This window comes from Halomonas sp. B23F22_10 (assembly GCF_043496975.1).
In the GTDB taxonomy this organism is placed as follows: Bacteria; Pseudomonadota; Gammaproteobacteria; order Pseudomonadales; family Halomonadaceae; genus Halomonas; species Halomonas smyrnensis.
Genome location: NZ_JBIEKF010000006.1, coordinates 45353 through 65005 on the forward strand (window position 1 = coordinate 45353; position 19653 = coordinate 65005).

General features: G+C 71.3%; 19 protein-coding genes. 10 read left to right on the forward strand and 9 right to left on the reverse strand.

Features of this window, described 5'->3' with window-relative positions:
* Nucleotides 1-110 precede the first annotated feature (110 nt).
* Together ACGTNF_RS13835 and ACGTNF_RS13840 are read left to right on the forward strand one after the other, a co-directional pair.
* Nucleotides 111-956, forward strand: coding sequence for an ABC transporter ATP-binding protein (locus ACGTNF_RS13835; protein WP_394602177.1), 846 nt, complete (start codon nucleotides 111-113; stop codon nucleotides 954-956).
* Nucleotides 953-1873, forward strand: coding sequence for a ferredoxin family protein (locus ACGTNF_RS13840; RefSeq protein ID WP_394602178.1), 921 nt, complete (start codon nucleotides 953-955; stop codon nucleotides 1871-1873). The genes ACGTNF_RS13835 and ACGTNF_RS13840 overlap by 4 nt, the downstream gene beginning before the upstream one ends.
* Before the next feature lie 7 nt (nucleotides 1874-1880).
* Here ACGTNF_RS13840 and ACGTNF_RS13845 read toward each other — a convergent pair whose 3' ends face one another.
* Genes ACGTNF_RS13845 through ACGTNF_RS13860 form a run of 4 tightly spaced genes read right to left on the reverse strand, consistent with a single transcriptional unit; the run spans nucleotide 1881 to nucleotide 5972 of the window.
* Nucleotides 1881-3029 (reverse strand): metal ABC transporter permease, encoded by a 1149-nt coding sequence (locus ACGTNF_RS13845; RefSeq protein WP_394602179.1) that lies wholly within the window; start codon nucleotides 3027-3029, stop codon nucleotides 1881-1883.
* A complete protein-coding gene (locus tag ACGTNF_RS13850; protein WP_394602285.1) occupies nucleotides 3029-4177 on the reverse strand; it encodes a metal ABC transporter permease in 1149 nt (382 codons plus the stop codon). The genes ACGTNF_RS13845 and ACGTNF_RS13850 overlap by 1 nt, the downstream gene beginning before the upstream one ends.
* Entirely contained in the window at nucleotides 4177-4959 is a 783-nt protein-coding gene (locus ACGTNF_RS13855; RefSeq protein ID WP_394602180.1) for a metal ABC transporter ATP-binding protein, read from the reverse strand. The genes ACGTNF_RS13850 and ACGTNF_RS13855 overlap by 1 nt, the downstream gene beginning before the upstream one ends.
* Before the next feature lie 44 nt (nucleotides 4960-5003).
* Nucleotides 5004-5972 (reverse strand): metal ABC transporter solute-binding protein, Zn/Mn family, encoded by a 969-nt coding sequence (locus tag ACGTNF_RS13860; RefSeq protein ID WP_394602181.1) that lies wholly within the window; start codon nucleotides 5970-5972, stop codon nucleotides 5004-5006.
* A gap of 176 nt (nucleotides 5973-6148) precedes the next feature.
* Between ACGTNF_RS13860 and ACGTNF_RS13865 the strand changes: the two genes are divergently transcribed.
* The gene (locus ACGTNF_RS13865; RefSeq protein ID WP_394602182.1) at nucleotides 6149-6697 is read left to right on the forward strand and encodes a PRC-barrel domain-containing protein; all 549 of its coding nucleotides are present in this window, start codon (nucleotides 6149-6151) and stop codon (nucleotides 6695-6697) included.
* Between the two features lie 61 nt (nucleotides 6698-6758).
* Here the strand turns inward: ACGTNF_RS13865 and ACGTNF_RS13870 are convergent, their stop codons facing one another.
* From ACGTNF_RS13870 to ACGTNF_RS13890, 5 genes are all read right to left on the reverse strand, one after another.
* Complete coding sequence (locus ACGTNF_RS13870; protein ID WP_394602183.1) at nucleotides 6759-7547, reverse strand: ABC transporter ATP-binding protein; 789 nt, start codon at nucleotides 7545-7547, stop codon at nucleotides 6759-6761.
* Nucleotides 7544-8647: a FecCD family ABC transporter permease gene (locus ACGTNF_RS13875; RefSeq protein WP_394602184.1), complete on the reverse strand. Its 1104-nt coding sequence runs from the start codon at nucleotides 8645-8647 to the stop codon at nucleotides 7544-7546. The genes ACGTNF_RS13870 and ACGTNF_RS13875 overlap by 4 nt, the downstream gene beginning before the upstream one ends.
* Before the next feature lie 13 nt (nucleotides 8648-8660).
* Nucleotides 8661-9629 (reverse strand): FecCD family ABC transporter permease, encoded by a 969-nt coding sequence (locus tag ACGTNF_RS13880; protein WP_394602185.1) that lies wholly within the window; start codon nucleotides 9627-9629, stop codon nucleotides 8661-8663.
* A 59-nt stretch (nucleotides 9630-9688) separates the two neighbouring features.
* Nucleotides 9689-10627, reverse strand: coding sequence for an ABC transporter substrate-binding protein (locus ACGTNF_RS13885; RefSeq protein WP_394602186.1), 939 nt, complete (start codon nucleotides 10625-10627; stop codon nucleotides 9689-9691).
* Nucleotides 10628-10986: 359 nt separating this feature from the next.
* Nucleotides 10987-12942 carry a ligand-gated channel protein gene (locus ACGTNF_RS13890; protein WP_394602187.1) on the reverse strand — a complete coding sequence of 652 codons (1956 nt, stop codon included), beginning with the start codon at nucleotides 12940-12942 and terminating at the stop codon, nucleotides 10987-10989.
* Between the two features lie 225 nt (nucleotides 12943-13167).
* Here ACGTNF_RS13890 and ACGTNF_RS13895 point away from each other — a divergent pair, with 225 nt between their 5' ends.
* The 7 genes from ACGTNF_RS13895 to ACGTNF_RS13925 all read left to right on the forward strand — a co-directional run bounded on the left by ACGTNF_RS13895 (nucleotide 13168) and on the right by ACGTNF_RS13925 (nucleotide 19507).
* A complete protein-coding gene (locus ACGTNF_RS13895; protein WP_394602188.1) occupies nucleotides 13168-14094 on the forward strand; it encodes a LysR family transcriptional regulator in 927 nt (308 codons plus the stop codon).
* A 69-nt stretch (nucleotides 14095-14163) separates the two neighbouring features.
* A complete protein-coding gene (locus ACGTNF_RS13900) occupies nucleotides 14164-14379 on the forward strand; it encodes a DUF1656 domain-containing protein (RefSeq protein WP_394602189.1) in 216 nt (71 codons plus the stop codon).
* Between the two features lie 2 nt (nucleotides 14380-14381).
* Nucleotides 14382-15254 (forward strand): efflux RND transporter periplasmic adaptor subunit, encoded by an 873-nt coding sequence (locus ACGTNF_RS13905; RefSeq protein WP_394602190.1) that lies wholly within the window; start codon nucleotides 14382-14384, stop codon nucleotides 15252-15254.
* A gap of 6 nt (nucleotides 15255-15260) precedes the next feature.
* The gene (locus ACGTNF_RS13910; protein ID WP_394602191.1) at nucleotides 15261-17318 is read left to right on the forward strand and encodes an FUSC family protein; all 2058 of its coding nucleotides are present in this window, start codon (nucleotides 15261-15263) and stop codon (nucleotides 17316-17318) included.
* A 58-nt stretch (nucleotides 17319-17376) separates the two neighbouring features.
* On the forward strand, nucleotides 17377-18252 hold the full coding sequence (locus ACGTNF_RS13915) for an AEC family transporter (protein ID WP_394602192.1): 876 nt from the start codon (nucleotides 17377-17379) through the stop codon (nucleotides 18250-18252).
* Nucleotides 18253-18315: 63 nt separating this feature from the next.
* Nucleotides 18316-18753, forward strand: a complete 438-nt coding sequence (locus tag ACGTNF_RS13920) for a PQQ-dependent sugar dehydrogenase (RefSeq protein ID WP_394602193.1) — start codon at nucleotides 18316-18318, stop codon at nucleotides 18751-18753.
* Nucleotides 18638-19507 (forward strand): PQQ-dependent sugar dehydrogenase, encoded by an 870-nt coding sequence (locus ACGTNF_RS13925; protein ID WP_394602286.1) that lies wholly within the window; start codon nucleotides 18638-18640, stop codon nucleotides 19505-19507. The genes ACGTNF_RS13920 and ACGTNF_RS13925 overlap by 116 nt, the downstream gene beginning before the upstream one ends.
* The last annotated feature ends 146 nt before the right edge of the window (nucleotides 19508-19653 follow it).

Consider the following 19653-nt stretch of genomic DNA (forward strand, 5'->3'; position numbering starts at 1 on the left):
CGGCGGACGGGCCCCGGAGCGGCCTCGGCCGGCGGCGCGGCCACGTTGCAAATGAGAATGTTTTGTCTTACCTTGCCCTGCCTTCCTCCAGCTCGGATCGACACCTGCCCATGTCCAAGATCGCCGCCCCGACGGCCCGCCTGACGGGCGAAGCCCTGCGCGCCGGCTACGACGCCCGCCCCGTGCTGGACGGCGTCGACCTGGCGGTGGCCGAGGGCAAGCTGACGGTGCTGCTCGGCCCCAACGGCTGTGGCAAGTCGACGCTGCTGAAGACCCTGGCGCGGACCCTGACGCCGGACGGCGGCCGGGTCTGCCTCGACGGCCAGGACATCCACCATCGCCGCACCCGGGACGTGGCCCGGTGCCTGGGCATTCTGCCCCAGGGGCCGGACGCGCCGGAGGGCCTCACGGTGCGCCAGCTGGTGGCCATGGGCCGTTTCCCCCACCAGCGGCTGTGGCGCCAGGACGCCCAGGGCGACGCCCGCGCGGTGCGCGAGGCGATGGCCTACGCCGGCGTCACGGAGTTCGCCGAGCGCAGCGTCGACGCCCTCTCCGGCGGCCAGCGTCAGCGCTGCTGGATCGCCATGGTGCTGGCCCAGGAGACGGACCTGATCCTGCTCGACGAGCCCACCACCTTCCTCGACCTCAAGGTCCAGGTCGAGCTGCTGGAGCTGCTGGTGGCGCTGGCCCACGATCAGGGCCGCACCCTGCTGGTGGTGCTGCACGACCTCAACCTGGCGGCGGCCTACGCCGACGAACTGGTGATGATGCGCGACGGGCGCATCGAACGGCGGGGCACGCCCGCCGAGGTGTTCACCGCCGAGAACCTGAAGCGGGTCTTCGACCTCGACGCCCACGTCATCGACGATCCCCGGGGCGGCGGCCCGATCTGCGTGCCGCTTCAGTCGCCCCTGGCCCGCTCGCGTCGCGATGCCCAGCGCGAGGTCAGCGCATGAGCCGGCGCTTCTGCGCGGTCGAGAGCGCCGCCGTCGACGACCCGCTGGCCGGCACCGCCACCCACGCCGAGCGCAACCTGCTGCTCGCCTGGCCGAGCGCCAAGTGGCAGCGCAACCTGCGCCATGCCAGCGACATGCCGGAGGAGATCGTGGCCCGGCTCGACGCACTGGCCGAGGCCGGCCGCCGGGTCAACCTGATTCACCGCCGCGGGCACCCCAGCCACCGCCATCGCCTCTACCTGATGCCCGAGAACCGCGGCTTCGAGGTCGAGCGCGAGGCGCTGCCGGCGTTCCTCACCGCCTTCGACAACGGCGAATCGCTGGCCCGCTGGGAGAGCGCACCGCCAACGGGGTCGCTGCTGCTGTGCTGTACCCACGGCAAGAAGGACAAGTGCTGCGCCAAGTTCGGCTTCGCCGCCTACAAGGCACTCGCCGCGGCGGTCGACGCCCATGCGTTGCCGTTCGAGATCTGGGAGAGCAGCCATCTGGGCGGCTGCCGGCTGGCCGCCAGCGCCATCCTGTTTCCCGCGCTGCGCAAGTACGGGCGCATCACCGAGGCCGACGCGCGGCCGCTGCTCGAAGCCGAGGCCCGGGGAAGGCCCTACCTGCCCTGCTACCGCGGCGACGGCCACCTGTCCCCGGTGCAGCAGTGCGCCCAGCACGCCGCGCTGGGCTGGCTCGAGGCCCGGGAGCGGGTCGCGATGCCACGCCTCGCGACCGAGGACGGCGACGACGAGGCCCGCCGGCTGACGTTCGACTGGCAAGACGGCGCCCACGTGGGCCGGCTGGTCGTGCGCTGCCGGACCGACACCGTGGTGCGCCTCGACACCTGCGCCGACCTCGAGGGCGACGGCGCCACGCCGAGCCCCGTCTGGCGCGCCGTCTCGGTCGAGCCCCTCCCGCCGGGCGAGGCCTGAGCGCCGCCTACCCCCGGTCGTCCGCGGCCCGACGCCCCGGTTCGAGGATCTCCCGGGCCAGCTCGCGCCCGCCCGGGGTCAGGTGCAGCGCCTCGCCGTTGCGCTCGATCAGCGCCTGTTCGCGGCTGCGCGCCACCACCCGGCGTGCCTTGGCATCGTCCCACAGCAGGTGCTCGCGCAGCGCCCGGGTGACGTTCTCCTCGTGCTGCTCGGGGCTGCCCTCGTGGTTGTAGAGGTGCACGGCCAGGGTGCGGATCTCGTTGAGGCGCCGCTGCCCGCGGCGCCGCAGCCACTGGGCGATCACGCCATGGCGCGGGCCGACCAGGAAGGCCAGCAGCAGGAACGCGCCGGTCATCACCGCCATCATGCCGCCGATCGAGACGTCCCAGGCCACCGCCAGGGCATAGCCCGAGACGCTGGACAGGATCGATACCAGCATGCCGTAGACAAACATCAGCCACAGCCGGTCGGTGAGCAGGTAGGCGGTGGCCGGCGGCACGATGACGAAGGCCACGAACAGCACCGCCCCCACGGCGTCGAAGGCCGCCACCGCGGTGCCGCTGGTCAGCAGCAGCAGGCCATGGAACAAGAGCCCCGGCGCCAGCCCCAGGGCCCGGGCCAGCCCCTCGTCGAAGGTGGCCAGCTTGAGTTCCTTGAAGAAGACGCCGACGAAGGCGGCGTTGAGCAGCGTCATGGCGCCCATGGAAAGCAGCGCCTGGGGCACCCGATACTCGCCCAGGGTGACGGTATCGAGCCACACGAAGCCGATCTCGCCGAGCAGCACGGTATGGGTGTCGATGTGCACGTCCCGGGCATACAGGTTGAGCAGCAGCACGCCGATCGAGAACAGCATCGGGAACACCAGGCCGATGGCGGCGTCCTGCTTGACCCGCCGGGTGCTGACCAAGAGCTCGGTGAGCACCACCGTGAGCAGCCCCGTCAGCGCGGCGCCGAGGATCTGCAGCGGGCCGCTCTGCTGATGCGTCGCCAGCCACACGATGACGATGCCGAACACGATGGCATGGCCGATGGCGTCCGAGAGCATGCTGTTGCCACGCAGCACCAGGAAGGTGCCCACCAGGGTCGAGGCGATGCCCACCAGGGCGCCCACCAGCATGATCATCGCCGCGGGATTGTCGAACAGCGCGGCCAGCATCAGGCGCCCTCCTCGTGCAGCGAGGCCAGCACCCGCTCGGCCTCGGCACGCCCCGCCGGCGTCAGCAGCCAGCGCCGCGACGGCCCCGGCTCCCCCGGCGGCCCCTCCCCCCACTCGACCAGGCCACGGCGCTCGAGCTTGCGCAGCGCGGTACGGGTGCGCAGCCCGTGATAGCTGTCGATCAGCCCCTGCTCGGAGCGGAACACCGGATCCTCGTGGCGGGCGGCGAGCCCGTAGAGGGTGGTCAGCACCTGCTGCTGGCGCAGGCGCCGACGCCCCCGCCACAGCCGCAGCGCCTCCCACACCAGGCCGCGGCCCGGGGCCAGGGCGAGCGACAGCAGCACCACGGCGGAAACGCTGAGGATGATCAGCGGGCCGGTGGCCAGGCCCCGCGACAGGGCACTGAGCAAGGCGCCCAGCACGCCGCCGGCCACGCCGATCAGCGCGGCCAGCGTCACCATGCTCTCGAGACGCCGGCTCCACTGCCGGGCCGCCACCGCCGGGGCGATGATCATGGCCGCCATCAGCACCACGCCGACCATCTGCAGGCCGACCACCACGGCGAGCGCGACCATCATCGTCAGCAGCGCCTCGAGCCAGACCACCGGCATCCCCTGGGAGGCGGCGAACTCGGCATCGAAGGTCACCAGCTTGAACTCCTTCCACAGCACCGCCACCAGCGTCAGGGCGATCGCGGTGATGCCGGCCATGATCCACACGTCGGCGCGCAGGGTGGCCGCCGCCTGACCGAACAGGAAGGCGTCGAGGCCACCCTGGGAGGCGTTGTGCGTGCCCTGGATATGGGTCAGCAGCACCACCCCGAGGGCGAAGAAGACGCTCAGCGCGATGCCCAGGGCGGCGTCGGTCTTGAGCCGGCTGAGGCGCGTCAGCAGCAGCATCGTCAGCGCCGCCAGGGCGCCGGTGACCAGCGCGCCGACCAGGATGCTGCCCATGTGACGCCCGCCGGCGATGATGAAGCCCAGACAGACCCCGGGCAGCGCCGCGTGGGACATGGTGTCGCCGAGCAGGCTCTGACGGCGCAGCACCGCGAAGCTGCCCAGCACGCCGCTGATCAGCCCCAGCAGGGCGGCGCCGGCCATGACGTTCTGCAGGGTGTAGTCGTTCAACAGGCTCAGCAGCGAGGCCATCACGAGGCGTCGCCCTCCCCGGCCAACCTGCCGGCCTCGTCGAGCAGCGCGATCTGGCCGCCGTAGGCGCGGCGCAGGTTGTCGGCGGTATAGACCTCGCGCACCGGCCCCTGGGCGATGACCCGCACGTTGAGCAGCAGCAGCCAGTCGAAGTAGCTGCGCACCGTCTGCAGGTCATGGTGCACCACGATCAGCGTCTTGCCCTGGTCACGCAGCCGGTGAAGGATGTCGACGATGGCGCGCTCGGTGGTGGCGTCGACCCCGGCCATGGGCTCGTCGAGGAAATAGACGTCGGCCTGCTGGACCAGCGCCCGGGCCAGGAACACCCGCTGCTGCTGGCCGCCGGAGAGCTGGCTGATCTGGCGCCCGGCGAGATCGGCCATGCCGACCTGCTCCAGCGCCGCCATGGCCTCGTCGCGCTCGCGCCGCCCAGGCCGCCGCAGCCAGCCCAGTCGGCCGTAGAGCCCCATGGTGACCACGTCCAGGGCGGTGGTGGGGAAATCCCAGTCGACGCTGGAGCGCTGCGGCACGTAGCCCACCCGGCGGCGATGCGACCTGTAGGGCAGGCCGAACAGGCGCACATGCCCGGCCACCGTGGGCACGAGCCCCAGCACGCTCTTGATCAGCGTGCTCTTGCCGGCGCCGTTGGGGCCGACGATGCCGGCCATCACCCCGGGCGGGACGTCGAAGTCGATGTCCCACAGCACCGGCTTGCTGTGGTAGCTGACCGTCAGATCCTCGACGTGCAGGGCGAGATCCGGTTCATGCAGCGGTAGGGTCATGGCGTGCCTTTCTGATGCGTGGGATGCGTGGCGGGACGGACGGATCAGGCCTCGGGAATCTCCCAGCGGGCGGCCCAGTCGGCCAGCGCCTCGGGCAGCGGTGCCGGCGTGCCGCCCAGCGCCTCGACGATGTGCCGGGTGTTGGCATGGAGCATGCCGATGTAGGTGCCCTCGGCGGTCCCCGCCTCGCCCATGGCGTCGGCATACAGCTGGGCGCCGACCGTCACCGCCTGGCCGCGTTGGCGGGCGGCGTCGATCACCGCCTGGACGGTGCGGGGATTGATGGTGCTCTCGACGAACACCGCCGGCACCGCGCGCTCGACCACCACGTCCGCCATGGCGCGAATATCGGCCACGCCGGTCTCGGTCTCGGTGCTGATGCCCTGGATGCCGGCGACCTCGATGCCGTAGGCGCGGCCGTAGTAGTGGAAGGCGTCATGGGCGGTCACCAGGATGCGCTGCGCCTCGGGAATGGAGGCCACGCTCGCCGCGATCCAGTCGTGCAGGGCGGCGAGCTCGCGGCCATAGGCCTCGGCGTTGTCCCGCATCGTCGCCGCGCACTCGGGGCGTGCCTCGGCGAAGGTCTCGGCCAGCACCGGCAGGATCTGCGCCCACAGCGACACGTCCATCCACAGGTGAGGATCGATGCCGTAGGCATCCTGTACCCGGATCAGCGCGTCTTCGCCGATGGCGGCCGGCGAGACCGCCACGGTGGGGGTGATCTCGGCGAAGCGTTCCAGCACGTCGCCGAGCCGGCCTTCCAGCGCATAGCCGGAATAGAGGATGGTCTCGGCACGCTGCAGGGACGCCACGTCCCGGGCGCTGGCCTGGAACAGGTGCGGGTCCACCCCCGGCCCCATCAGCGCCGTGACCTCGACGCACTCGCCACCGACCCGCTCGGCGACGTCGCCGAGCATGCCGATGGTCACCACCGTCTCCAGCGGCTCCGCGGCCTGCGCCGGTCCGCTCCCCAGGACCATGGCGAGCCCCATGGTCATCCATCGCATCCGCATCGTTGATCCTCCCGGTCAGCCGCTCCCGCAGATATAACACCCCGGCCACGACCGGGTAAAAGTGCTTGCCTCACACATTGTTACACAACGAGTTGAAACTCATGGACATCAGACGACACTAATGGGTGTCGTCGACACATGACGACGCGATGGACACCGACTCAAGGAGAGACGCCATGACCCGCGATTCCCTTCGCCAGACGAGCATCACCGCCGCCCTGCTCGCCGCCGGCCTGACCGTCAGTGCCACCGCATCGGCCGCCCCTCAGGGCCTGTACTCCGCCGATGAGCTGCTCGATGCCGACGTCTACACCCAGGCGGATTCCGAGCGGTCGATCGGCGAGGTGGAAGATGTGCTGCTGGACGACGACATGCGCCTGCGCGCCCTGGTGATCGACTCCGGCAGCCTGCTCGATCTCAACGAGAAGCAATACGTGGTCGAGGCCGACCAGTTCAAGGTCGAGACCCATCACGGCGAGCGCATCGAGGACATCGAATACCGCGTCACCCTGAGCCTCGACGCCGCCAGCCTGCGCGACCAGCCCGAATACACCGACGGCTGGTGGAACGAGGCCCGCGAGAGCATGCGCAGCGCCTGGGCCGACACCCAGGAAGGCGCGGCCAGCGCCTGGGAAACCACCCAGGAAGGCGCGTCCACCGCCCTGGATCGCATCGGCCAGGCCCTGCAGAGCGCCGGCGAGAGCGCCCAGAAAGCCGCCGAATAATCCCGACTCGGCCACACGTCACCATCCCCACGCGCCCCGGCCCTGCCGGGGCGCGCTGCGTTCAGGCCCGGCGCAGGTCGGTCAGGATCGGCGTGCCGGTGGCCGGATCGGGCACCAGGGTGCAGGTCACGCCGTAGAGCTCGTGCACCAGCGCTTCGGTGACCACCTCGGCGGGCGCCCCCTGGGCGACGATGCGCCCGTCGCGCATGGCCACCAGGTGATCGGCATAGCGGCAGGCGCTGGCCAGGTCGTGCAGCACCAGCGCCAGGGTGCGACCATCGGCGGCCAGGCGCTTGACCAGCTCGAAGACCTCCAGCTGGTGGCCCAGGTCCAGCGCCGAGGTCGGCTCGTCGAGCAGCAGCAGCGGCGTTTGCTGGGCGATGGTCATGGCGATCCAGGCGCGCTGGCGCTGGCCGCCGGAGAGCGCCTCCAGCGGCCGGTCGGCCAGGGCCTCCAGCCCCGCCGCGGCCACCGCCTCCTCCACCGCACGCCGGTCGTCGCCGGACCACTGGCGCAGCCAGCCCTGGTGGGGCTGCCGGCCGAAGCGGATCAGGTCGCCCACGGTCAGCCCCTCCGGCGCCGTGGCCTCCTGGGGCAACAGCGCCAGACGCCGCGCCAGCTCCCGGGATGGCAGGCGCTGGATGTCCTGACCATCGAGCAGCACCGCGCCCGAGTCCGGCGCGTGCAGCCGCGCGAGGCCGGCCAGCAGGGTCGACTTGCCGCAGCCGTTGGGGCCGACGATGGCGGTCACCCGGCCCGGCGGCAGCTCCACCGCCAGGTCCTCGATGATCGCGGTGCGACCGTGGCTCAGGCTCAGCGCCTCGGCCTGCAGGCGTTGCGGGGCGTTCATGAGACTCTCCTATGGGCAGGACGCATCAGGATCCACAGCAGCCAGGGGCCGCCGACCACGGCGGTGACGATGCCCACCGGCAGTTCGATGGGGGCCAGCAGCAGCCGGCCGAGCAGGTCGGCCAGCACCATCACCAGGGCGCCGGCCAGGGCCGAGGCGGTCAGCGGCACGCCCCGCGAGGTGGACAGCGAGCGGGCGATCTCCGGGCCGATCAGCCCGACCATGCCCACCGGCCCGGCCACCGCCACCGCCAGCGCGGTCAGCAGCACCGAGAGCCCGAGGATCTGGGCGCGCCGGCGACGCAGCCCGACGCCGAGCCCGCGGGCCACGGCGTCGCTGAAGCGCATCAGCGACAGCGGCCGGGCCAGCGCCATGGCCAGCGGCCAGCCGAGTGCCAGGCCGATGCCCAGCACCGCGACGGCGCCGCCCGGGCGCGCGTTCAGGGTGCCCACCGTCCACGGGTAGGCCTGGTTGGCAGTATCGATGTCGACCCGGGCCAGCAGCAGCTGAGTGACGGCGCCGAACACCGCGCCGATGCCGGCGACGATGAAGCGATAGCCGCGGGTATCGCCGCCGCTGGCCACGCCGAAGGTCACGGCCGCCGCGGTGGCCGCGCCGACCAGCGCCATGGCCGGCGGCGCCAGCGACACGCCGAGCCCCACGACGGAGGCCACGGCGAAGGCGGTGGCGCCGTTGTCGATGCCGATGATGCCGGGGGTGGCCAGGCGGTTGCGGGCCAGGGTCTGCATCAGGCAGCCGGCCAGCGCGAAGGCGGCGCCGGTCAGCCAGGCCGCCAGCAGCCGCGGGAAGCGCAGCTCCCGCACCAGGAAGCCGGCCAGCGGATCGGCCTCGCCCTTGAGCGCCGCCCAGGCGCCGGCGGGCGACAGCACCTGCTGGCCCAGGCACAGGTAGGCCAGCGAGGACGCCGTCAGCAACCCCAGCAGCAGCAGAGAGACGATCAGCGCGCGGCGCTCGATCAGCAGATGGCGCTCGCCCCGGGCCAGGCGCCAGTAGCCCGGCGGCGGGGCGACGCGCTCGGCGGCGTCCGCCTCGCGGCGTTGGGCATCGGCGCGGGAAGGCAACGACAGGGTATCGGACATCAGGGTCTCCGGCTCACAGGGTCGGCAGTCGACGGGCGCGCACCACGGCGACCAGCACCGGGGCGCCGACCAGGGCGGTGAGCACGCCCAGCGGCAGCTCCGAGGGCGCCACCACCCGCCGCGAGACCACGTCGGCGGCGAGCACCATCAGCGGGCCCAGCGGCAGGCACAGCCACAGGGTGCAGCGAATATCGGAGCCGGCCAGGGCGCGGGCCGCGAAGGGCACCACCAGGCCGACGAAGGCGATCGGCCCGGCGATGGCGGTGGCGGCGCCGACCAGCAGCGCCACCGCGATCACCACCAGGGCACGCACCCGGCCGGGGCGATGGCCGAGGCCCGAGGCGACCCGCTCGCCCAGCGCCAGCGCCGCCAGGGGCCGGGCGATCAGCGCGGTGACGACCAGCGCCAGGCCCAGGCTCGGCAGCACGGCGGCGAGGTCATCGAGGCGGCGGCCGGCCAGGCTGCCGACCACCCAGAAGCGGATCTCGTCGGCGGTGCGTTGATCGAACAGCAGCAGCAGCGAGGTCAGCGAGGCCAGCAGCGCCGAGAAGGCGGCCCCGGCCAGCACCAGGCGCACCGGGTCGTCGCCCGGGCCGCGCAGGCGTGCCACGCTCATCACCGCGAGGCAGCCGCCCAGGGCACCGACCTGGGCCACGGCCACGCGCAGGGTCGCCGCACCGGCGCCCAGCCACAGCGCCACGGCCACGGCGAAGGCAGCCCCGGCGCTGACGCCGAGCAGCCCGGGCTCGGCCAGCGGGTTGCGCGACACGGCCTGCAACAGCGCGCCGGCCACGCCCAGGGACAGCCCCACGGCGATGCCGATCAGGGTGCGCGGCAGACGCAGGGTCTCGACCACGAACCGCGCCTCGCTGTCGCCGTGGCCGGCGAGCACCGCCAGGGCGCGAGCCGGACCGACCTCGCCGGCCCCCCACAGCAGGCTGGCCAGGGCCACCAGCGCCAACAGGCCGGAAAGCATCAGCATGACACGGGAAAGCCCCGCCGATGGGCGGGGCTCGATGTTGACGGAGGCGGCCTTCGACATCAGGGCACGAGCGCCGCTTCGATATCGTCGAGGATGGCCTCGGCGGCCAGCGGGCCGTTGGCGCTGGTCCACAGCTGACCATCCACCGGCACCACCTGGCCAGCGTCGACCACCGGCAGGCGAGCGAAGGCCGGGGAATCCTCGGCCGCGGACAGGGCCTCGTCGCCCTCCTCGTTGAGGGTGGCCAGGAACAGCCAGTCGCCCTGCAGCCTTGACAGGTTCTCCAGGCTCAGCGGATCGCTGTGCACGCCATGACCGTTGACCAGCTCACCGGCGATGACGTCCAGGCCGACGGCCTCGAGCAGGCCGCTGGCGAACAGCCGGTCGGACATCACCAGCGGGCCCTGGGGCATCCAGCGCACCAGGTTGGCGGTGGCGCCGACCCCGGCCGCGTCCACGCGTTCGGCCAGTTCGGCGGCCCGGGTCTCGATGCCCTCGATGGCCGCGTTCACCGCATCCTCGCGGCCCAGGGCCTCGCCGAACTGGCGCCCCTCGACCTTCCAGGCGTCGGGGGTGATGCCCGGGCTCTGCGGCACCACGGTGGGGGCGATCTTCGACAGCAGCGCGTACTGGGCATCGGCGAGGCTCGGGCCGGCCAGGATCAGGTCCGGGCGCTCGCCGACCACCGCCTCCATGTTGATCTCGCGCACCACGCCGACGATCGCCGGGCGCTGATCGCCGAGATGCGGCGCGATGTAGCGGGCCACGTCGTCGCCGCCGCGGGTGGTCACCGCGCCCACCGGCATCACGCCGGCGGCCAGGGCGGCATCCAGGGCGCCTTCATAGAGGGTGACCACGCGCTCGGGGGCGTCCGGCACCTCGATCTCGCCGTGGGCGGTGTCCAGGGTACGCGCCTGGGCCGGGGTGACCGCGGCGGCAACGGCCGCCACCAGGCAGGCGCCGATCAGGGCCGACGCCCTGGGCAGGGAAACTGACATGGAAGCTCCTCGACTCGCCGGGCACCCGTGCGCCCGGCCATGCGAATATTTACCAATGATAATGAATCTCAAAAAAGTTCTCATCCCCGCTCGATGCAACGTCGCGTTCGATGTTTCGCAACGCGGCGAAGCGGGAGTTCAGGAACCGGAACCAGAGGCTGTCGACGACCTCGCCCAGCGGGGCATGAACGCTCGGCGGGCCGTCGCCGGAGAGGGCCACGGGCCGGGCGACAGCACCGTCACGTCGATCGCCTCGTCGCCCTCCGCGGCCAGCACCGCGCTTGAGGCCTCGATCTCGGCCTCAAGCGCCGCCGACGGGCGGCCGGTGACCGGGTCCAGGTCCGGCGATACGCCGGCGATCAGAACGCGACGTTGATGCCCAGCCACAGGCGACGGCCATCCTCGACGTAGCCGTACTCTTCCTCGGTGATGTCCTCGTCGAACAGGTTGTAGAGGCCGGCGTTGAGGGTGGTCTGAGGCGTCAGCTGATAGCCGAGGCCGGCGTCCACGAAGGTATAGGACGGCGCGACGATGGCATCCTGGGACGGACCGGTGGTGGGCTGGCTCTCCTCGCCGCGATAGGTCAGGCGGGTCCACTGGTTCAGGCGCTCGGTGGCCTGCCAGTCCAGCGATGCCGAGACCTGGTGCTTGGGCAGCTGGTTGAGCGGCTCGCCCTCGTACTCGCCGCTCTTCTGCTCGGAGTCGGTGTAGGTGTAGCTGGTGCTCAGGTCCAGATGGTCGGCCAGGGGCGTGGACAGGGAGAACTCGACGCCCTGGGTGATCGCCTCATCGACGTTGACCCGGTAGGTCGGATCGGAACCGTAGTCGTTGGCCCCGTCGGTGCACACGGACGTCGGGCAGTTGATGCGGGTGATCTTGTCGTCGAAGTCGGTGTGGAAGACGGTCAGGCCGGCCATCAGGCCGTTGTCGCCGGCGTAGTGCAGGCCCAGCTCCTGGCTGAGCGAGGTTTCCGCCTCCAGATCCGAGTTGCCGTAGATGTTGCCGCTGCGGCTGACCTGGACCCAGCCGGGGCTGGTGTAGCGCAGATCCGGCGCGCGGAAGCCGGAGGAGACGCCGCCCTTCAGCGTCCAGCGGTCGTCGAGGTGCCAGACGCCATACAGGCGCGGCGACCAGTGGCTGCCGTAGTCCTCGTCCTCGTTGAGGCGCACGCCGCCGGTCAGCGAGAAGTCCTCGGTCAGCATCCATTCGTCCTCGGCGTACAGCGCCCAGCGGTAGCGGGTCAGCTCGCTCAGGTCGGACGTCTCGGACTGGTTGCCGCCGTCCTCCAGGCGCTGATCCTCGTACTGGCCGCCCAGGGTCAGGATATGGGCGCCCAGCGGCAGCACCGCCTTGGTGTCGGCCACGGTGCTCTGGTAGCTGTTGTCGCGGGAGGGGTTGTCGATCTCCTCGTGCTGCACATAGCTGGTGGTGGTGCCGACGTCGAAGTAGCCGTCGTGGCTCAGCGCGAAGTGGCGGCGATCGTACTCCTGTTCGGAGCGCTCGTTCGGCCCGCGAGACCCCACCAGCTCGACGGACTCACCGGGATTGGTGATCCGGCGCTGCTCGCTGTAGCCCGCCTCGAGGCCGATCTCGTGGATATCGTCCGGCGTCCAACTCAGCTTGGCGGTGCCGCTGGCCAGGCGCTGGTCGGCGTAGCCGCCGATGATGGCGTCCTCGTCGCGCTGGTCGTACTGGCCGTAGACCTGCAGGCCGAGACGGTCTCCGATCAGCGGCCCGGCGACATGGAAGCGGCTGTTGTGCTCGTCGCCGGAGGCGGAGTCTTCCTGGATCGTCATGCTGGTGGAGACCTCACCGCCCCACGCCTGCGGCACCTTGCGGGTGATCACGTTGATCACGCCGCCCAGGGCATCGGAGCCGTACAGCGACGACATCGGGCCGCGGATCACCTCGATGCGCTCGATGGCCGACAGCGGCGGCATCCAGCCCTGCTCGATGCCCGGGCCGTCGCTGTTGGGGCGGGTTTCCCGCGAGCCCTGACGCTTGCCGTCGACCAGCATCAGGGTGTACTTGGCGCCCATGCCGCGGATGCTGATGTCCTGGGACGACCCGCCGCCGGTGACGGTCACGCCCGGCACGTTGCGCAGCGCATCGGTGATGTCTCGGTAGGCGCGGCCTTCCAGGTCCTCACGGCTGATCACGCTGATCGAGGCCGGGGCATCCTGCACCTGCTGCTCGTAACCGGCGGCGGTGACCACGACATCGTCAAGCTCGGCCGTTTCCTGCGCGACGGCGGGGGAGGCCGCCAGGCCGGCGATCAGCGAGGCAAGGACGGTGCGAGAAGAGGGGAACGACATGTGTTGCGACTCCTGAAGATCCCACCGGCCTCATCCGGGCCGGCTTAAGTTAATGCGAATTTTTATTATTCACATTCTTCCACATTCGCTCGCTCGCGTCATGGCACGGCGCGTTGCGTGACACGCAACGCGATCACGATCCTCACCGATCACAACAACGAGAATGATTTTCAACCAGCATATTGCTACGATGGGCCTTCCGTTAGCACCCTACGGCTCAACACCATGCACGATGCCGATGAACTGCTCGCCTTCGCCGACGTCATGGACAGCGGCAGCCTCACCCTGAGCGCCCGCCGGCTGGGCGTGGCGAAATCGACCCTGAGCCGCCGCCTCCAGCAGCTGGAAGCGCGGCTCGGCCAGCCGCTGATGCGGCGCCAGTCGAACCGGCTGGAACCCACCGAGGCCGGACGCGTCTTCCACGACTACTGCCTGCGGCTGATCGCGCTGGCCGACAAGGGCCGACAGGCCCTGGACGAGCTGCGCGAGGAGATCAGCGGCGAGCTGACGCTGGAGGTCCACGAGGGCCTGTCGCGCACCTGGGTGGCGCCCGCCCTCGACGCGTTCATGGCCCGCCATCCCGCGCTGAAGCTGAACCTGCTGACCCGCGACCAGCTGCCGGGCCAGGCCGCCTGCCATTCGGTGGCGGTGTGGTACGGCGAGACCGGCGAGACCGCCCTGCGCCAGGAGACGGTGGCCCGGCTGCCGCGCGGGCTCTATGCCCATCCCGACTACCTCGCCCGCCACGGCACGCCGTCCCATCCCCGCGACCTGGACGGCCACGCCTGGATCGACCTGCTCGGCGAGGCCGAACGCGGCCTGGTGCTGCGCCATCCGCGCGAGGGCGAACACGACGTCTGCCCGCCCGGCTCGCGGCTGCGCGTCGATCGCCTGCTGCTGCACTCCGACGCCATCGCCCGCGGCCACGGCCTGGGCGTGCTGCCGGTGTGGATGGCAGAGCGCCGCCGGGCGGCTCACCCGGACCAGCTGGTGCGCTGCCTGCCCGACTGGCAGGCCTCGGCGATGCCGGTGAGCCTGCTCTACCCTCACGGCCACCGGCCACGCAAGGTCACGGCGCTGCTCGAGTTCCTGCGCGGCGCCTGCCCCGCCGACTGGGCCACCGCCCCCGAGGCCGCCCCGGCGGAGGCCTGAACCGCCCGCCGTGCCTGTTGCGACGGCGATTGCTAGAATGGAGCCCTTAACGACGCTCAAGGAGCGAGCATGGGACTTCGCGAAATCGCCGTCGGCGGCCTCTATCTCTCCCCCCTGCTGCTGTATGCCCTGCTCGGCTTCGGCGCCACGCTGCTGATCCGCGCGGTGCTCTATCGGCTGCTGGGCGCGAACCGCCTGTGGTTCGAGGCCTGGTTCGACACCGCCCTGTTCGTGATCTGCACCGCCGTCATCGCCTACCTCTCTTCCACCACCGGGAACGTCTGAACATGCGCACCCTGCTACGCAGCCTCGTCACCCTGGTCGTCGTCGCCCTCGCCATCGCCGCCGGCCTGTGGCTGTGGCACTACTACCTCTATACGCCCTGGACCCGCGACGGCCGCGTGCGCGCCGAGGTGATCACCGTCGCCCCGGACGTCTCCGGTCGCGTGGTGGCGCTGACGGTGGGCGACAACCAGCGCGTCGACGAGGGCGAGACGCTGTTCCAGATCGATCGCGCGCGCTACGAGACGGCGGTGAACCGGGCCGAGGCGGTGGTGGCCCAGCGCCAGGCCGAGCTCCAGCAGAGCCAGGACGAGGCCTCGCGGCGAAACCGGCTGAGCCGTCAGGCGATCAGCGCCGAGGGCCAGGAGACGGCCCGTATCAACCGCCAGGTGGCCAGCGCCACCCTCGACCAGGCCAAGAGCGACCTGGCCAGCGCCCGGCTCGACCTCGAACGCACCACGGTGTCGGCGCCGGCGGCGGGCCACGTGCTCAACCTGCAGCTCAGCGAGGGCAACCACGTCAGCGACGGTGAAGAGGTGATGGCGCTGATCAAGGAGGGCTCCTACTTCGTCACCGGCTACTTCGAGGAAACCAAGACCCCGCAGTTCTCGGTCGGCGACCCGGCGCGGGTGATCCTGATGAGCGGCGACACCGAGCTGGAGGGCCACGTGGAGAGCATCGGCCGCGCCATCGCCGACCCCAACACCGATCCCAACAGCCAGCTGCTGCCCCAGGTGGACCCCACCTTCAGCTGGGTGCGGCTGGCCCAGCGCATTCCGGTGCGCATCGCGCTGGACGAGATTCCCGAGGGGACGACCCTGAGCGCCGGCATGACGGCCTCGGTGTACGTAGAACCGAACGTCGAGCCGACGGAGTAACGGCGCATGTCCCTCTGGCTGCAGGCCTATCTCACGCCGAGCTCCGATGCGGTCAAGTTCGCCGCCAAGGCCACCCTGGCCATGCTGCTGGCGCTCTATGCGGCGCTGTGGTGCGACCTGGAGCGGCCCTACTGGGCGCTGATCTCGGCGGCCTTCCTGCAGGTTCGCCCGATGAGCGGCATGGTGGTCGAGAAGGGGCTCAGCCAGATCAGCGGCACCCTAATCGGCTGCGGCGCCGGCATCGCCATCATGAGCCTGTTCGCCCAGGCGCCCATCCCGGCGCTGGCCGCCCTGACGCTGTGGATCATGTTCTGCACCTACGGCAGTTCGCTGCTACGCAACAACGCCTCCTACGGCTGCATCATGGGCGCCGTCACGGCCATGCTGATCGTGGTGATCGGCGCCGGCCAGCCCGACGGCATCTTCTCCATCGCCGTGGCACGGCTCTCCGAGCTGTCGCTGGGTGCGCTGTGCGCCACCCTGGTCAGCGCGCTGCTGTGGCCGATCAAGGTCGGCGACCATCTCGGCCGACAGGCCGACGACGTGGTCAACCAGGCCTTCCGCCACGCCGCCCTGCGGCTGACCGACAGCGACGATCTCGACGAGCTGCAGGGCACCCTGACCCACAGCCTGGAGCCGCTCACCCAGCTCGAGACCGACAGCCAGGCCGCCCGCTACGAGGGCCCGGAAGGGCCGGGCCGGATCCGCGCCAGCCACGTGCTGACCCGCCGCACCCTGCGCCTGCTGGCCACCCTGCACGCCCTGCAGCAGATCCTGCATCACTACGGCGAGCGCATCTCGCCCACCATCCACCGGCTGGCCGAGGAGCTCGCCGACGGCTTTCGCGAGTCGGCGGAGGTCAGCGGCATCGCCCCGGCCCAGCGACGCCTTCACGCCCTGCGTCACCGGGTCAAGGACTGCCCCGACGACGACGGGACGCCCCTCGAGCAGCGCTGCCTGCTGGGCCTGCGCGAGGCGCTGGGCCACGCCGTGGTGATGCTCGACGCCCGCGATGCCATCAGCCACCCGGGGCGCATGCGGCTGCGAGGCGCGGCGCTGGCCTGGCATCGCGACCACCTGGTGGCCGGCCTCAACGCCGTGCGCGCGGGCCTGGTCTTCTCCCTGCTCGCCGCCTTCTGGCTGGCCACCAGCTGGGACAACGGCCAGGTCGCGATGCTGCTCGGCACCCTGTTCTCGGCCTTCTTCGCCACCCGCGACAACCCGGTGATGGTGTGCATGATGTTCGCCAAGGGCATGCTGGCGGCGATTCCCAGCGCCTTCCTGTTCGGCCACGTGCTGCTGGCCCAGGCCAGCGGTTTCCCGATGCTGGCGATGATCCTGATGCCGCCGCTGTTCCTCGGCCTGCTGGGCGCGGCCAACCCGCGCCTGATGGGCTATTGCCTGGCCTTCACCATCGGCAATATCCTGCTGACCATGCCCGACAACGGCATGGACTTCTCCTTCGACAGCTTCATCAACCGCGCCATCGCGGTGATGATCGGGATGTCCGCGGTGGTGACCGGCTTCCGACTGCTGCCCGGCTTCGGCTCGCGGCTGCGCAAGCGCCGGCTGGTGGGCGCCATCGTCGGCGACCTGCGCCGCCTGACCTCGCCGCCGATCCACGAGGCGGAGGCACGCTTCGTCGGCGGCATGGCCGACCGTCTGCTGCACCTGGCCAGGCATGACGACGTGCTGCCCGAGGACCAGCGCCATCTCTTTACCCTGGGCCTGACCGGGCTCGACATCGGCTATGCCTGCCTGCAGATGCGCCGCCGGCTGGACGACCTGCCGGACGAGGCCCTGCACCGCGCCAAGCGCGACTTCTTCGATGCCCTGGCCCAGGCCTACGCCGACAGCGCCAGGGGCCGCTCGCCCGACGCGGTGGCCCCGGCCGGCGAGGCGCTGGTCGAGGCCGCCCGCCACCAGCCGGCACTGAGCGGGCGCCAGCGGGCCCAGCTCGCCGGCCTGGCGCAGCGTCTCGAGCTGTCGCTGGAGCGCCAGGCACAGCGTGCCCGCGCCCTGCACGGCCTCTCGGCGCCGCCTCCCCAGGCGGAAGTGGCATGAGGCGCGCCCCACCGCCACGGCTTTATCCGCTCATTTCCCTCAGCCAAGGAGACGCTGCATGTTCGCCGAACTCTTCGCCGTGATGGCGCCGGTCATCGCCGGTGCCGGTCTGGGCTTCGGCTGGGTTCGGCTCGGCCACGACTACCCCGTGACCTTCGTCACCCGCCTGGTGTTCAACATCGGCACCCCGGCGCTGGTGCTCGCCTCGCTGGCCGGCGCCGAGATCGACGCCGACAGCTTCGGACGCACCATGCTGGCCACCGCCCTGGTGCTGACCGCCATGGGCGCCGCCACCCTGGTCTCCGCGCGCCTGCTGCGTCGCGACTGGCGGGTGCTGCTGGCGCCGATGATGTACCCCAACACCGGCAACATGGGCCTGCCGGTGGTGCTCTATGCCTTCGGCGAGGCCGGCTTCGCCTTCGGCATCACGGTGATGGTCACGGTGTCGCTGTTCCAGTTCACCCTCGGCACGATGATGACCAGCCGCGGCAATCCGCTGAAGTCGCTGGCCAAGACGCCCACGGTCTACGCCATCCTGATCGCCCTGGCGCTGCTGCTCACCGACACCGACCTGCCGCCGTGGATCGCCAACAGCGTGGACCTGATCTCGGGCTTCACGGTGCCGCTGATGCTGATCACCCTCGGGGTGTCGCTGGCCCATATCCAGGTCAGGAACCTGCGCTCGGGGCTCGGCTTCTGCCTGCTGCGCCTGCCGCTGGCCGCCGGCCTGGCCTGGGGCATCGGCGCGCTGCTGAACCTGCCGCCCATGGCCCATGCCATCCTGGTGCTGCAGATGAGCATGCCGGTGGCGGTGTTCAACTATCTGTTCGCCCAGAAGGCCCGCCGCGAGCCGGAATACGTGGCCAGCCTGGTGTTCTGCTCGACCCTGCTGTCGCTGATCTACCTGCCGCTGCTGCTGGCGTGGCTGATGTAGCCCTGGGCCGGCGACCGTGGACACCGCCTATACTGGAGGCCGCCCCGTCCACGGAGCCGGCCCATGATCCTTCCCTCGCGTTTCCCGTTCGCCTGCCGCCTGCCGAGCGCGGCGCTGCTCGGCCTGCTGCTGAGCGCCCTGGCCCACGCCGAGCCGGCCCCGCCCCGGCTGGTTGATACCCAGCGCCTGGCGATGTGCCTGACGCCGCTGGTCGGCGGCCTCGACCATCCCTGGGGGCTTTCCCAGCTGCCCGACGGCCGGCTGCTGGTGGGCGAACGCCCCGGTCGCCTGAGCCGGCTCGAGGCGGATGGCACCCTGACCCGGCTGGCTGGCGGGCCTGCCCGAGGTCTCGGCCCGCGGCCAGGGCGGTCTGCTCGACCTGGCCCTGCATCCCCGCTTCGGCGACGACGGTGGCGAGCACGACTGGCTCTACTTCACCTGGAGCCGGCCGGTGCCCGGCGGCGACGCCACCGCGCTGTCCCGGGCGCGTCTCGAGGGTGATCGGCTGATCGACGTGCAGCGACTCTTCGTCCAGAACCGCGGCGCCGGCCCGGGGCGACACTACGGCTCGCGGCTGGCCTGGCGCCCCGACGGCACCCTGCTGATGAGCGTCGGCGAACGCGGCAGCCCGCCGCGCGCCCAGGACGGCGGCGACCACGCCGGCAGCATGCTGCGCCTCACCGAGACCGGCGGCGTGCCGGCCGACAATCCCTTCGTCGGCGACCCCGACGTGCTGGACGAGATCTTCAGCCTCGGCCACCGCAATCCCCAGGGGCTGACCGTCGCCGACGACGGCACGGCCTGGTCCACCGAGCACGGCCCGCGCACCGGCGACGAACTCAATCGTCTGGTGCCGGGTGCCAACTATGGCTGGCCGGAGGTCTCCCGCGGCCGCGACTACGTCACCTTCCTGCCGGTCGGCGAGGACAGCGCCCCGGGCATGCGCGACCCGGTACACGTCTTCGAGGGCCGCTTCGCCCCATCGGGCCTGACCCGGGTGACCTCGCCGGCCTTCGCGCCCTGGCGGGGCGATCTGCTGGCCGGCGGGCTGCGCGGCGAGGCGCTGCTGCGGCTGCGCCTCGCGGGCGACAGGGTGATCGAACGCGAGAGAGTGCTCGAGGGAGAGCTCGGCCGCATCCGTACCGTGCGGCAAGGCAACCATGGCCACATTTACCTGCTGGTCGATGCCGCTGAGGGTGGCCTGTGGCGTCTTTCCCCTACGACATCCCGAGCCGCCGCAACCTGCGCCGAATGAGGACTCACCGCCGGCCCACCCGGCCCGGACGGGAGCGCCCGACGAGAATTCAACGCGCCCGCGCGTTACCCAACGGCCGCGTTGATAACAACCTTCGCCCCCCTTCACTCGCGCTCGGCACCATCGTTACGGGCTTTCGCAGCGAC

Excerpts from the sequence above, each read along its gene's own strand:
- ACGTNF_RS13835 (WP_394602177.1), top strand. The coding sequence starts at position 111 with ATGTCCAAGATCGCCGCCCCGACGGCCCGCCTGACGGGCGAAGCCCTG.
- ACGTNF_RS13840 (WP_394602178.1), top strand. The coding sequence starts at position 953 with ATGAGCCGGCGCTTCTGCGCGGTCGAGAGCGCCGCCGTCGACGACCCG.
- ACGTNF_RS13845 (WP_394602179.1), bottom strand. The coding sequence starts at position 3,029 with ATGCTGGCCGCGCTGTTCGACAATCCCGCGGCGATGATCATGCTGGTG.
- ACGTNF_RS13850 (WP_394602285.1), bottom strand. The coding sequence starts at position 4,177 with ATGGCCTCGCTGCTGAGCCTGTTGAACGACTACACCCTGCAGAACGTC.
- ACGTNF_RS13855 (WP_394602180.1), bottom strand. The coding sequence starts at position 4,959 with ATGACCCTACCGCTGCATGAACCGGATCTCGCCCTGCACGTCGAGGAT.
- ACGTNF_RS13860 (WP_394602181.1), bottom strand. The coding sequence starts at position 5,972 with ATGCGGATGCGATGGATGACCATGGGGCTCGCCATGGTCCTGGGGAGC.
- ACGTNF_RS13865 (WP_394602182.1), top strand. The coding sequence starts at position 6,149 with ATGACCCGCGATTCCCTTCGCCAGACGAGCATCACCGCCGCCCTGCTC.
- ACGTNF_RS13870 (WP_394602183.1), bottom strand. The coding sequence starts at position 7,547 with ATGAACGCCCCGCAACGCCTGCAGGCCGAGGCGCTGAGCCTGAGCCAC.
- ACGTNF_RS13875 (WP_394602184.1), bottom strand. The coding sequence starts at position 8,647 with ATGTCCGATACCCTGTCGTTGCCTTCCCGCGCCGATGCCCAACGCCGC.
- ACGTNF_RS13880 (WP_394602185.1), bottom strand. The coding sequence starts at position 9,629 with ATGCTGATGCTTTCCGGCCTGTTGGCGCTGGTGGCCCTGGCCAGCCTG.
- ACGTNF_RS13885 (WP_394602186.1), bottom strand. The coding sequence starts at position 10,627 with ATGTCAGTTTCCCTGCCCAGGGCGTCGGCCCTGATCGGCGCCTGCCTG.
- ACGTNF_RS13890 (WP_394602187.1), bottom strand. The coding sequence starts at position 12,942 with ATGTCGTTCCCCTCTTCTCGCACCGTCCTTGCCTCGCTGATCGCCGGC.
- ACGTNF_RS13895 (WP_394602188.1), top strand. The coding sequence starts at position 13,168 with ATGCACGATGCCGATGAACTGCTCGCCTTCGCCGACGTCATGGACAGC.
- ACGTNF_RS13900 (WP_394602189.1), top strand. The coding sequence starts at position 14,164 with ATGGGACTTCGCGAAATCGCCGTCGGCGGCCTCTATCTCTCCCCCCTG.
- ACGTNF_RS13905 (WP_394602190.1), top strand. The coding sequence starts at position 14,382 with ATGCGCACCCTGCTACGCAGCCTCGTCACCCTGGTCGTCGTCGCCCTC.
- ACGTNF_RS13910 (WP_394602191.1), top strand. The coding sequence starts at position 15,261 with ATGTCCCTCTGGCTGCAGGCCTATCTCACGCCGAGCTCCGATGCGGTC.
- ACGTNF_RS13915 (WP_394602192.1), top strand. The coding sequence starts at position 17,377 with ATGTTCGCCGAACTCTTCGCCGTGATGGCGCCGGTCATCGCCGGTGCC.
- ACGTNF_RS13920 (WP_394602193.1), top strand. The coding sequence starts at position 18,316 with ATGATCCTTCCCTCGCGTTTCCCGTTCGCCTGCCGCCTGCCGAGCGCG.